Here is a 12,302-nt window from a genome sequence, read left to right on the forward strand (position 1 = left end):
ACAGACGACATGAATGGTTCAATGTTTATCGGAACCTGGTGGGCACTCGTCCCGCCGCTGCTTGCAATTCTGCTTGCATTTGTCACAAAAGAAGTTTACAGTTCCCTGTTCATCGGATCGGCAGTCGGTGTCCTTTTGTACACCGGCTTCCATCCGTGGGATGCGTTCACAAGCTTCTTTGAAATTTTACGGAACAGCATGAACATCAACATTCTGATCTTCGATATCCTGCTTGGCATGGTTGTCGTGCTGATGGCGAAATCCGGCGGCTCGGCGGCGTATGGAAAATGGGCGGGGACGAAGATCAAAACGAAGCGGAGTGCGCTTCTGGCAACGATGGGGCTTGGTGTTCTGATTTTTGTGGATGACTATTTCAACTGTCTGACAGTCGGCTCTGTCATGCGCCCGGTCACGGACAGCCACAAGGTTTCCCGCGCGAAACTCGCATACATCATCGACTCCACCGCAGCGCCGATCTGTATTATCGCGCCGATCTCAAGCTGGGCGGCAGCCGTCAACTCGTATGTGCCGGCGGATGCGGGAATCAGTGGATTCCAGCTGTTTCTGCGGACAATTCCGTATAACCTGTATGCGATCCTTACAATTGCGATGGTCTTTTACATCTGCTACACCGGCTTTGATTTTGGTCAGATGAAGCTCCACGAGGATAATGCCGCCAAAGGTGATCTTTTCACGACCGGAGGCGAGGAGTTTGAGCAGGTTTCCGAGCAGGAGGTCAATCCGAACGGAAAAGTCATCGACCTCGTGCTCCCAGTTGCCGTGCTGATTGTATCAGCGATTGGAGCGATGGTTTACACTGGCTTCCTCGGCGGCGCGGACAATGTGATTTCCGCGTTCGCAGGATGTGATGCAGAGACGAGTCTGATTTTTGCCTCCGTCGTGACGATCCTGTTTATGATGGCGCTGTATCTGCCGCGGAAGGTCATCACCTTCAAGAGCTTTATGGACAGCCTGTCCGAGGGCTTCAAGCTGATGGTTCCGGCGGTTACGATTCTCGTCTTTGCGTGGACCTTAAAAGGCGTCGGTGATGCGATGGGCCTGGCCCAGTTTGTCGGAAGCGTCGTGGGAGACCATGCATCCGCAAGTATTTTTATCCCGGTGGTGCTGTTCGCCGTGGCGGTGTTCCTTTCCTTTTCGACGGGAACCTCCTGGGGAACGTTCGCGATTCTTGTGCCGATTGCAACGGGCATGTTCGCCGCCGGAACAAATCTGGAGATGATGATTATCTCGGTATCCGCCGTCCTGGCAGGGGCGGTCTGCGGTGACCATATTTCGCCGATCTCGGATACGACGGTTATGTCAAGTGCGGGTGCGCAGAGCAACCATCTGAACCACGTATCGACGCAGATGCAGTATGCGGCCGTTACGGCGTGTGTCTGCCTGGTGGGATATCTGATTGCAGCCGTGACCAGAACGTGGTGGATCACACTTGGCGTCAGCCTTTTTCTTCTTTTGGCTGTTTTAACCGGAATGCGCAGATTTTGCGCAAAAAAAGCGGAAAACGGCAAAAAATAAAAAAGAAAACAGAAAAACGCGTGAAATGCTTGACGGGAGAGAAAAAGAACCGTATACTAAAAAATAGAACAAACATTCACAGGACAACGGTGTCCTGCAAAGAAGAAGCGGAACGCTTTTGGAGCAGGAATGTGAATTGGAACAGAAGGAATTGGATTTTTCAAAGTCCAGTTCCTTCTGTTTATCTCTGTTAAAATTGCATCGGAGCTGTGAAATGCAGGAGAAGAAAGGAGGCATTCCGGGGCGAAAACGCTTTGGAAAAGGGAAGGACTGTTATGGTCAGAAAGATCATAGCAGACAATGGCAAAAACAAAAAGAGGGAGAAAATATATGATATTTGGAAAGTACATTAACAAATACTACCTGAAGAATGCGCCCATTCTGATTCTCGGTCTTGCAGCGCTGATTCTCGTAGATTATTTCCAGCTTTTCATACCGGAGCTGTACCGCATGGTCATCAACGGCATGAACGGCGACCCTGTTCTGGTCAACGGCCAGGCGGCGGTGTTTGATATGGAATTTCTGCTGGATCAGGTCTGCCGGCCCATGATTATTACCATTATCGTCATGGTAGTCGGCCGTTTCCTGTGGCGAGTCTGCTTTTTCGGCTCCGCGATCCGCGTGGTGACCGATCTTCGTACCTGCATGTTCGCGCACAGCAAGGAGCTGTCCCAGGAGTATTATCAGGTCAACAAAGTCGGAAACCTGATGAGTCTTTACACGAACGATCTCGATACCGTGCAGGAGTGCTTCGGCGACGGTATTCTGATGTTCTGCGATGCGCTGTTTTTAGGCCTGCTTGCCGTGATCAAAATGTGGCGCATGAACCACTTCCTGACCGGCCTTTCCATGATCCCGATGGCATTTCTGATGGCCGCCGGCACAACGCTCGGCAAATACCTGATGAAAAAGTGGGAAGAGCGCCAGGCGGCCTTTTCCGAGCTGTCCGATTTCGCGCAGGAAAACTATTCCGGTCTTGCTGTCATCAAAGCATTCGTCAAAGAGACGAAAGAGCTGATGATGTTCCGCAGACTGAACCGCGAGAACGAGGACATCAACGTAGAATATACCAAAATTTCCACACTGCTGAACATTATGGTAACGCTGTTCGTCGAGTCCGTCATCTGCGTAATCTTAGGCTACGGCGGCTATCTCGTTTACTGCGGAAGCTTCGACGCCGGCCAGCTTGTCGAGTATATCGGCTATTTCTCGGCCGTTGTATGGCCGATCATGGCGGTCTCCATGCTGATTGAGAAGACATCCCGTGGAAAAGCGTCCTTAAATCGTATTACGGAACTGCTTGACGCAAAAGTCGATGTGAAGGACCGCGGCGGTGTGCAGGATCTGCCGTTCATCCATGGAAAAATCGAGTTCCGCAATCTGACCTTCCGCTATCCGGACGGGGAGTACGATGTGCTGAAAAACGTATCGTTTACCATTGAGCCGGGCGAGAGTGTCGGCATCGTCGGAAAGACCGGTTCCGGAAAAACGACCATCGTCGATCTGCTGCTCCGCACCTACAACGTGCCGGACGGAATGCTGTTTATTGATGACCACGATGTCAACACCGTTTCCATTCACTCCGTGCGTGAGGGCTGTGCCTACGTGCCGCAGGACAACTTCCTGTTCTCCGACACGATTTCCGGCAATATTTCCTTCGCCTTTGATGACGAAAACCAGGAGGCCATTGAGGATGCGGCGATGATGTCCGATGTCCATGACAATATCGCAGAGTTCAAAGAGGGCTACCGCACCGTTCTTGGCGAGCGCGGTGTGACGGTTTCCGGCGGACAGAAGCAGCGAATCTCGATTGCGCGTGCGCTGATGAAACACGCACCGATTCTGATTCTCGACGATTCCGTCTCTGCGGTCGATACCAAAACAGAGCGCACGATTCTCGACAATCTCAAAAAACGTGAGGGACTGACGACAATTCTGATCGCACACCGGATTTCAACGGTGGAGCAGATGGACAAGATCGTGTTCGTCGAGGACGGAGAAGTCCATGCAGTCGGAAAACACGAGGATCTGTACCGGACCTGCACGGCGTACCGCAAGATGGTCGATCTGCAGAAACTTGAAGAGGAAGCGGGGGAGGAGTAGAAATGCACAATTATTATCCGATTCTCTGGGTCGGCGCGATCATCGGCGTGATTTCCACCCTGCTGATTGTGGCCGCGTTTGTAGTGAAAGATGGAGAAAAAGAAACCGGCTTTGAGCGGAACATGAAAGACAGTGAAATCATGCAGCGTCTGATGGATTACGCAAAGCCGTTTTACCGCCAGTTTATCGTTGTTGGTTTTCTGATGCTGTTTTCGATCGCGTACGATATCATTTCGCCGCTGATCGTCGGCAAAATTGAGGAGCTCGTCGTTGGAAAATTCGCGCTGAATGCCCTGTTTCTGTGGGTAGCGGGCTATGCGGCAATCCTTCTTGTCTCGATGGCGTGCACGTATTTCCAGGCCGTGATTCTGCAGAAGACGGGTCAGAAAATTATTTCCAATATGAGGGAGGATCTGTTCGTCCACATCGAGCGCCTTTCCCACGAGCAGTTAAATGAGATTCCGGTCGGAAAGCTTGTCACGAGAACGACAAACGATACGAACGCGATTTCGCTGATGTTCACCAACCTTCTGGTCAATCTTCTGAAGAACTTCTTCGTGATCATCGGTATTCTGATTGCGATGCTGTTTCTGAACTATGAGCTGACGCTGATGGTGCTCTGCTTCGTGCCGTTTATCATGCTGTTCTCGATTATTTTCCGCAAATTCTCGCGAAGAGCACACCGGAAAGTAAAAGACTGTACTACGGACATCAACACGTATCTGTCGGAGAACCTTTCCGGTATGAAAATCACACAGATCTTCAATCGCGAGGATGCCAAGATGCGCGAGTTTACCGACAAGAGCAACGCACTCGGCCGCGCACAGCAGGAGCAGATTTTCGTGTTTGGTATTTTCCGTCCGCTCGTCTACATGCTGTATATCAGCTCCGTGCTCTGCCTTTTGTATTTAGGCGGCAAGGGCTATCTGGAGGGAACGTCGTTCCTCGGCCAGACGCTTACCAGCGGTATGATCGTCAGCTTTTACATGTATATTTCAAAATTCTTCAACCCGATCCAGAACCTGGCGGAGCAGTTCAACTGGCTGCAGTCCGCATTTGCATCCGCCGAGAAAGTATTCTCGATTCTGGATCTCGAGCCAAAAATGCAGGATGCGCCGGATGCGATCGAGCTTACCGACATCAGGGGCGAAATTGAGTTCCGCGACGTATGGTTTTCCTATATCCCGGGCGAGTGGGTGTTAAAAGGCGTTTCATTCCACGTCAACCCGAAAGAGACAATCGCATTTGTGGGTTCCACCGGTTCCGGAAAATCGACGATTCTTTCCCTGATCTGCCGGAACTACGAGTTCCAGAAGGGTGAGATTCTGATCGACGGCATCGACATCCGAAAGATCAAGATCGATTCCCTGCGGAAAAAATTCGGCCAGATGCTGCAGGATGTCTTCCTGTTCTCGGGAACGATCCGTAGCAACATTATTCTCCGCGAGGAGGGGATTTCCGATGAAGAGATCATGGACGTCTGCCATTACGTGAATGCTGACCAGTTTATCAACAAGCTGGATTACGGCCTCGACGAGCCGGTGCGGGAGAGAGGAAACAACTTCTCCGCCGGACAGCGCCAGCTTCTCTCGTTTGCGCGTACCATCATCCATAAGCCTTCGGTCATGATCCTTGACGAGGCGACGGCGAACATCGACACCGAAACCGAGCTTCTGATCCAGGATTCCATGGAAAAGATGAAGAACATCGGAACGATGCTGATCGTAGCGCACCGTCTTTCGACGATCCAGCATGCGGATGAGATTATCGTACTGTCCCACGGAAAAATCGTGGAGCATGGAACGCATCAGGAGCTTTTAACAGCGCAGGGAAGATATTACCAGCTCTACACGCTGCAGTACCACCGCGAGCAGAGTGAGAAACAGAGAGGAAGAAAGTAAGAAAATTTTAGAACAATAAAGACAATTTACAAAAAGGGAGAAATTTTGTTTGTGCAAAGTGACAAAATTTCTCCTTTTTTTACGGTGTATCATATTAAAATGATTTTAAATCAATATAGTCATATGAAAAATATATGAGCATAATACGATATCCGTTTTTCCATCTCAAAAAGCGGGCGGTTATAATAAGGGAAGCAAAACGGCAGGCACCAAAAAGCCGGGCCGTCTGTTGAAAGAAAGGGAAAATTTATGGAAAAGAAAGCAAGCCTTGTAGGACGCCTGCTCTCGGAAAATCAGATGTCGGAAGCATTTATCAACAGTATGTTTCTGGCGCTGTCCGGCGGTTTTCAGGATGCCTACACGTACAATTGCAGAGATGAAGTATTCTCAAATGCCCAGACGGGAAACGTTGTGCTGATGAGCCAGAACTTTCTGGAAGGAAACTTTACGGCAGGTCTTCGGTATCTCTTCCCGATCCTCTTTTTTGCGATGGGTGTATTTCTGGCAGAAAATTTCCAGGAGCATTACCGGTATGCAAAGAGGCTGCACTGGCGGCAGGTACTTCTCGCGGCGGAAATTGTGATCCTTGCGATCGTCGGATTTATTCCGTCTTCTTATAATATGCTCGCGGCGATGCTTGTATCGTTTGCGTGCGCGATTCAGGTACAGACCTTCCGCAAGGTCGGCGGTTATTCGTATGCAAGCACCATGTGCATCGGAAACCTGCGAAGCGGAACCGCAGCGCTGTCTATGTATATGCGGGATAAGAAAAAAGAACAGCTCCGTCAGGCCGGATACTATTTCGGCGTGATTCTGGCTTTCGCCATCGGCGCCGGAATCGGAGGCGTGTTCTCCATGCTGTATGGAATCCATGTAATCTGGATTTCCTGCGGACTTCTTCTGGTGAGCTTCCTTCTGATGTCACTGGAAAAGTACCGCTGAGAAATAAGAGAGAGTGAAGAAAGAAGGCTGAAAAAATGGAAGTATTTCTGGAGTGCTGTATGACACTATTCTTTTCAGCGGCCATGCTGCTGCTGATCGTCCGCCTGGCAAAGGGTGAGGAGAAAAACATGATGTTTGCGCGTGTGTTCTCCCTGGCGTCCAACGTCGGTTTCTGGATTGGAATTGTCCGCATCGCTGTGCTGAACCGGAGCGGATTTCTGATGTTCTTCTACATCACAGGCGCAATGCTTTCCTACACGGCGATGGTATTTGCCATGCCGCATAAAAAAGAGCAGATTGCCGGACAGCAGGCATAAATAAAAAAGAGACCCTGTATACGGGAAGGATGGAGCAGCGATGTTCCGTCCGCCGGTAGACAGGGTCTTTTTCTGTTTCAAACAAAAGTTCATAAAATCTTATACGCGTTCCAGAAGCTCCTCGATCAGCTCTTTTGCCGCCGCGTTCTGGTGCTGCCGCGGGTTGATGATAAGACAGATTTCACGTTTGGGGGCCTCCTCGATGAGCGGAATCCGACAGACGGTACGGCTCTTTAAGGCATCGCGTGCCAGCTCCTCCGGATAAAATCCGATGCCGAGGTTATACTCGACCATAGGAAGAATCTGATCCGTTGTCGCCGCCTCCATATCGGGGTGGAAGGCGAGGTTGTGATTCAGAAAGTACTCGGCGTACAGCTCCCGCGTGCCGGTGTCTTTGGCAAGCGAGATAAAAGGATATTCTGACAATTCGCCGAGATGATGCGGCTCTGCGGAAAGGGATGCATATTTCGATCCGCCGATCAGAATTTCCTGGAATGGGAAAATCGGGATCTTGTGCAGCGGTTTGCGGATTTCCACCGGGCTTGTGACGACTGCGAAGTCGACCAGACCGTTTTCGAGCGCCTGGATGGCCTGCGGCGTCGAGTGGTTGGAGATGCGCAGGCGGACGTGCGGATAGCGGGTGTGGAAGTGCTCCAGGCGGGAGAGCAGCATCAGACGAAGTGCCGTCTCGCTCGCACCGATTGTGATAAGGCCGCTCTCAAGAGACCGCTCAAGAGCCAGCTCCTCCTCAACCGTGCGGAGCTGTTCGTAGGCAACGGCCACACGCTCATACACCTTTTCGCCCTCCGCTGTCAGTGTGACACCCTGGTGGGAACGGATAAAAAGTTTGCAGCCAAGCTCACTTTCCAGATTGTTCATGCACCGTGTGATGTTGGGCTGGTTGTTTTTCAGAATTTCCGCGGCTTTTGTAAAGCTGTGATATTGTGCTACGAAGTAAAAAATGCGATAATAATCATATGTAATCATAAAAACCTCCGAAGGATGAAGAAGAAAAAATCATCCATGATTGCTTCAATATAAAATACATGCGCCGGGTTGTCAAGGGATTTCTGAGGATGGTCCGGCCGGATTGTGCGGGGGATGGCAGAAGAGAAGTGGAAATTTTTTGAAAAAAAACTTACTAAATTTCTGATTATCTTTTCATAAGTTGGTAAATGCCGATATATCCCGTATTTTAGGGCTTTATCGGTATTTTCTTTTTGGAAGATACCTTGCATAAGCTGGCATTTACCAGCATGAAAATGCAACCAAAAGTAGTAAATGAGTAGTAAATATAAGCTCCGATATTAACAAGCCAGTCTTTCCAGTTCTGCTTTTGCAGATTGAAATGTACCGTGTGCATAATAGCCAAGTGTCATGGTTATGTTAGCGTGTCCCATAAGATATTGCAGGGTGTTTGGGTTCATTCCTCTGTTTGCCATATTCGTACAGTAAGTATGTCGGAATGAATGTGGTGTGATGTTCGGTAACTTGTCCGTGTGATACTTGTTATACTTCTTAATTAGTCCTCGCACCATGCCCTCATAGTTTCCTGCAACTTTAGGTAAGCCCTCACGGTTCAAGAATAGGAAATTGCTATAACCACCTACAATCAACGGTTGTGCCTTTCCTCTGTTCTTTAGTATTCTTTGGATTGCTTGATAAGCCCGTTCTGTCAATGGAAGTTCTCGTTTTCCGTTTTTGGTCTTTGGCGTTTCAATATAGTAGCCGATTTCGCTGTCTTTCAATAACTGGTGGTCTATATTGAGTATTCTGTTCTGCATATCAATATGCGTCGTTAGTCCGCAAAATTCAGAAATACGAAGTCCCGTTTCCAGCAGAAGCACAACCTCATCATAATACTTGCTGTAAATCTTATCCTTTTCCATAAAGGCAAGCAGGCGTTCTTCCTGCTCTGGTGTAAGGATAACTTTCTGCTCCGTATCATCTTCCAGAACATCACTTAGCTTAAATTCAAACGGGTTCTTTCTGATACAGTCGTCTTGTATCGCCATGTAAAATGACGCTTTCAAGGAACGCTTGTAGTTATCAATCGTTTTATAGGCGTATCCTTTTTCGCTCATTCTGATAGCCCATTCTTTAGCGTCCGACTGCTTAACAGTATCAATCGCCCTCATACCCAATGGGTCATTTTTCAGAGCGTTCATAAGATACTGTCGTCCTTTTTCAGTAGCCCTCTTGATGTTCTTTCTTTGGCTGTTCTTCTTGTCGTAGAGCTGGCAGACTGTCATTTTACCGCCTGCTGTATCGATACCGTCGTTAAGGTCTTTTTTAATCTGTGTTTCTTTTTCCCTCAACGATATATCATCACGCTTTCCAGCAGGTGTCTTGTCTGTCGGTACAAGTTTCCAAGAATAGATAAATTGTGGCTTTCCGTATATATCGGTATATTTATAAACGTATCTTCCGTCTTTTCGCTGGCTCTCTCCATTACGCAAATTGCGATTTTTACTGTCTTTTCGTTTTACATTAGACATAGTGTAAAGCTCCTTTCCGTCATGGAACGAGCCGTGATACGCTATATTTATTATACCATATCTACGGCTCAATGACATTAGATTTCGTCCAATGTATCTATGATTTTTTCAAATTGTTTTCGCTTAATCTGAATACGGTTGCCGTTCACGATAACCCAGCCAGCGTCAAGATTTTCTTCGGCTAATTTACGCAATTTCTTTTCGCCAATGCGGAAGTATTTGGACGCTTCTTCAACCGTCAGCGTATATTTTTCCCAAATAGGCACATCAGTATTGTTCATAATCTATGCACCCCCCTTTACTGTGTGTCGTTTTTTACAAGCAGGCAGACGGCTTTGGAAAGCTCCATTAGTATCTCAACTATTCCCATTCTTGTGGGCAGAACCGCACCATGCGGACGTATCATTATTCTGTGAGGATAGGTCGTGGCAAAACAACTTTTCCAACAGTCGCTCTCGGATCACTGCGTGGGTCGCTCGCTTTCTTTTGAAAAGGTCGTGGCGTACAGTCCCCGTGGCTCGCCATCTCACAAACGTATCTGTCTGCTTTATTCAGTTGTCAAAGAGCTGTGGTGAAAGCGTGTTGCTTTCATATAAAAGCAGGTGGCAGAGCAGGAAAGAGGGGGATATTAAATCATGCTCCGCTAAAAACTGCTTATTCTTCTGGTTCTAAGTCCATATCTTCAATATCAAAACCTAAAATCATTTTGATAAGTGCTTCTCTGATACGTCCTTTTAATTCCATATCTACAACGATATAAACATTGCCGTATTCATCATAAAGTGAACGCAAACAGCACTTTGATATGTAAGGGTCATAAAATGCCAGTAATTTTTCAATCGCTTTTCGTTTCCGTCCATAGCTGATGAAATCAAGTAATAAGACGGTTTCTTAAATAACTGTTTCATTTTCTAATGTTCCTCCTTGAGTATTTTTTTCATAGTTTCCAAAGCGTGATGTCGGTTTCTAAATACACCGCTTTGCGTGATTTTCTGCAAGTTGGCAATTTCACTTTCTGTCATTTCCAAGAAGTAATACATCAACAGAGTATTGCGTTTTCTTTCTGGAAGTTTCTTCAAGGCTTCTGCCAATTCATCATCAAGGACACGAATATCAATGCCACATACTGAAAAGATTGTATAATCTGTTTCGTAGTCGTCCCAAACAGCCATTTTATCAACAAGGACATCTGGCAATTCGCTGAAAGATATTTCTTTATTCTTACGACGGTTTAATTCCTTGTAATAATCTTTCACGACACTACGGACAACTTTCTTTAAACAACTTTCAAAACGACATTGAACTGTTTTCTGGAAGTCAGACGGTTTCATCAATCTCACCTCCTTTCCTTTATGATTTGAAAAGTGTTTATCCCTCTTTCCGCACCATATAAGGACAGCTAGGTGTGATTTAATGACCTCTTTTGAAAAATTTTTTAAATTTTTTCGGGTATGAAAAAAGCCCGCACAAAACATATAGTCTGTACGAGCCTTTAAAGCTAAAACATAGTAATATTGTATCATTAAGAATCACAAATCACAAGTGATTTGTGATTAATCACTTGTGATTTGTGATAAGTGATTTGTGATTAATATATAAAAGCCCTCTTTAAAGGGCTTTTATGTTTATTTTGAAAAAGAGATAAAATCAATATATCCCTTTTCCCCAATTTTTACAACGGCATTGTAGGGCTTTTTCTCTTTGTTTTTGATTCCTTTTACCAGGGTTTCTTTTCCCTCCAGTAATTCTTTTACATTCGTTTTGGTTAGTTTTTTCTTTCTAAAATGTTCAGCTAAAGTAAACTTACATTCAGGATAATTTGAACAACCATAAAACGATTTTTTTAATACAATATTGTTGCCACACTTAGGACATTTTCCTACAAGGGGTCCCGAGCGCTTAGTGGGAATTTGTACCCCTTATCGATACAAATTCCCCGTAGGCGCTAGGGACCTCTTTAGCTTCTTGGAAGCTGTCAGTAGTATATCTAATAATTTATCTCCATTCCCTTTAGTAACGTGTAACTTTCCAAATTTAAAAAAGCGACTCATAGAATTATTTCCTCCCGTTAATTAATAGATAACTATTAAAAATAGACAATACTTGCTCATAAGTAATGGTACTTAAATTGTTTACTTTGGCGTGTTTCATTGCTTGATGAAACTGATTTTTAGTAAACAGTTGACGATATTCTCGATTGACCCATTTTGAAACAAAGTACGTATATAGCTTCCAATATTTATCTGGAACATCTGTGGTATGGCGGGTAAGTTTTATTAAGACACTGTTTACTTTTGGTTTAGGATGAAAGCATTCCGCTGGCAGCTTAAGCAATTGCTGAATCGAGACTTGAGTGTGCAAGAGCAACCCTAGTGTTCGGTGAATATCCAAGGTACGCTTGTAGAATCCTTCTTCAACAATCAGATAGATGTCAGACGCACGGCTTTCAAAAACCACTTTTTTAATAATTTGTGTGCTTAAATGGTAAGGAATATTCCCAACAATTTTATACCTCTGTTTGTTAGGGAATTGAAACTGTAGAATATCTTGGTGAATTAAAGTGACACGAGTATTCAGTTTTAATTTTTCTGACGATAAGTTGAATAGATGACTGTCTAATTCAATAGACGTTACCTGTTTACTTATTTTAGCCAGTTTCGTCGTTAAATGCCCTTTACCTGTTCCAATTTCGTAAACGGTATCGGTTTCTTTTAAATTCAATTGTTTTATTATTTGGTTGAGTACTTTTTCACTCGTTAAAAAGTTTTGAGAATATTTTATATTTTTGTTCATGTAATCACTCCTGAAGTGATTACATCTGTAAATAAATACAGAAGTTAAACGATTTGTTTGTAATTTTAGTTATCTGTTTAAAAAGTCATAAGATTAGTCACTGGTAGGAATTAATCTAACGTATTTATTTATCTGCGTAATCACTGTTTTTAGTCTGTTTCAAAACAGTAGATGTTTTATCTACATTACGCATTTGGAATACCAACATGACG

At 45.7% G+C, this 12,302-nt stretch carries 12 protein-coding genes and 1 pseudogene; 5 read left to right on the plus strand and 8 right to left on the minus strand.

The annotated features are described in order from the left end of the window. Nucleotides 1–9: 9 nt before the first annotated feature. The 5 genes from DXB83_RS01210 to DXB83_RS01230 all read left to right on the plus strand — a co-directional run bounded on the left by DXB83_RS01210 (nucleotide 10) and on the right by DXB83_RS01230 (nucleotide 6,799). Nucleotides 10–1,536: a Na+/H+ antiporter NhaC family protein gene (locus DXB83_RS01210; RefSeq protein ID WP_117509125.1), complete on the plus strand. Its 1,527-nt coding sequence runs from the start codon at nucleotides 10–12 to the stop codon at nucleotides 1,534–1,536. A 330-nt stretch (nucleotides 1,537–1,866) separates the two neighbouring features. After that, nucleotides 1,867–3,639 carry an ABC transporter ATP-binding protein gene (locus DXB83_RS01215; RefSeq protein WP_158554957.1) on the plus strand — a complete coding sequence of 591 codons (1,773 nt, stop codon included), beginning with the start codon at nucleotides 1,867–1,869 and terminating at the stop codon, nucleotides 3,637–3,639. A gap of 2 nt (nucleotides 3,640–3,641) precedes the next feature. After that, nucleotides 3,642–5,540 carry an ABC transporter ATP-binding protein gene (locus DXB83_RS01220; RefSeq protein ID WP_117509123.1) on the plus strand — a complete coding sequence of 633 codons (1,899 nt, stop codon included), beginning with the start codon at nucleotides 3,642–3,644 and terminating at the stop codon, nucleotides 5,538–5,540. Between the two features lie 249 nt (nucleotides 5,541–5,789). Continuing rightward, nucleotides 5,790–6,482, plus strand: a complete 693-nt coding sequence (locus DXB83_RS01225) for a YoaK family protein (protein ID WP_242991102.1) — start codon at nucleotides 5,790–5,792, stop codon at nucleotides 6,480–6,482. A 35-nt stretch (nucleotides 6,483–6,517) separates the two neighbouring features. Further along, the gene (locus DXB83_RS01230) at nucleotides 6,518–6,799 is read left to right on the plus strand and encodes a hypothetical protein (RefSeq protein ID WP_022462506.1); all 282 of its coding nucleotides are present in this window, start codon (nucleotides 6,518–6,520) and stop codon (nucleotides 6,797–6,799) included. A gap of 99 nt (nucleotides 6,800–6,898) precedes the next feature. Here the strand turns inward: DXB83_RS01230 and DXB83_RS01235 are convergent, their stop codons facing one another. The 8 genes and pseudogenes from DXB83_RS01235 to DXB83_RS01285 form a co-directional block, all read right to left on the minus strand. After that, complete coding sequence (locus DXB83_RS01235; protein ID WP_117509122.1) at nucleotides 6,899–7,786, minus strand: LysR family transcriptional regulator; 888 nt, start codon at nucleotides 7,784–7,786, stop codon at nucleotides 6,899–6,901. Nucleotides 7,787–8,106: 320 nt separating this feature from the next. Further along, nucleotides 8,107–9,297, minus strand: a complete 1,191-nt coding sequence (locus DXB83_RS01245) for a site-specific integrase (protein WP_003062094.1) — start codon at nucleotides 9,295–9,297, stop codon at nucleotides 8,107–8,109. Nucleotides 9,298–9,374: 77 nt separating this feature from the next. Then, entirely contained in the window at nucleotides 9,375–9,578 is a 204-nt protein-coding gene (locus DXB83_RS01250; RefSeq protein ID WP_002322728.1) for an excisionase, read from the minus strand. A gap of 373 nt (nucleotides 9,579–9,951) precedes the next feature. Then, nucleotides 9,952–10,205, minus strand: a pseudogene (locus DXB83_RS01260) (helix-turn-helix domain-containing protein). A 3-nt stretch (nucleotides 10,206–10,208) separates the two neighbouring features. Further along, on the minus strand, nucleotides 10,209–10,628 hold the full coding sequence (locus tag DXB83_RS01265; RefSeq protein WP_003061815.1) for an RNA polymerase sigma factor: 420 nt from the start codon (nucleotides 10,626–10,628) through the stop codon (nucleotides 10,209–10,211). A 294-nt stretch (nucleotides 10,629–10,922) separates the two neighbouring features. Further along, the gene (locus DXB83_RS01270) at nucleotides 10,923–11,207 is read right to left on the minus strand and encodes a topoisomerase C-terminal repeat-containing protein (RefSeq protein WP_002326770.1); all 285 of its coding nucleotides are present in this window, start codon (nucleotides 11,205–11,207) and stop codon (nucleotides 10,923–10,925) included. A gap of 145 nt (nucleotides 11,208–11,352) precedes the next feature. After that, on the minus strand, nucleotides 11,353–12,090 hold the full coding sequence (gene erm(B), locus DXB83_RS01280) for a 23S rRNA (adenine(2058)-N(6))-methyltransferase Erm(B) (protein WP_117995282.1): 738 nt from the start codon (nucleotides 12,088–12,090) through the stop codon (nucleotides 11,353–11,355). Nucleotides 12,091–12,214: 124 nt separating this feature from the next. After that, the gene (locus tag DXB83_RS01285; RefSeq protein ID WP_001814874.1) at nucleotides 12,215–12,298 is read right to left on the minus strand and encodes a 23S rRNA methyltransferase attenuation leader peptide; all 84 of its coding nucleotides are present in this window, start codon (nucleotides 12,296–12,298) and stop codon (nucleotides 12,215–12,217) included. Nucleotides 12,299–12,302: the final 4 nt, after the last annotated feature.

Origin of the sequence: Blautia sp. OM06-15AC (genome assembly GCF_003481425.1) — a bacterium.
In the GTDB taxonomy this organism is placed as follows: Bacteria; Bacillota; Clostridia; order Lachnospirales; family Lachnospiraceae; genus Fusicatenibacter; species Fusicatenibacter saccharivorans.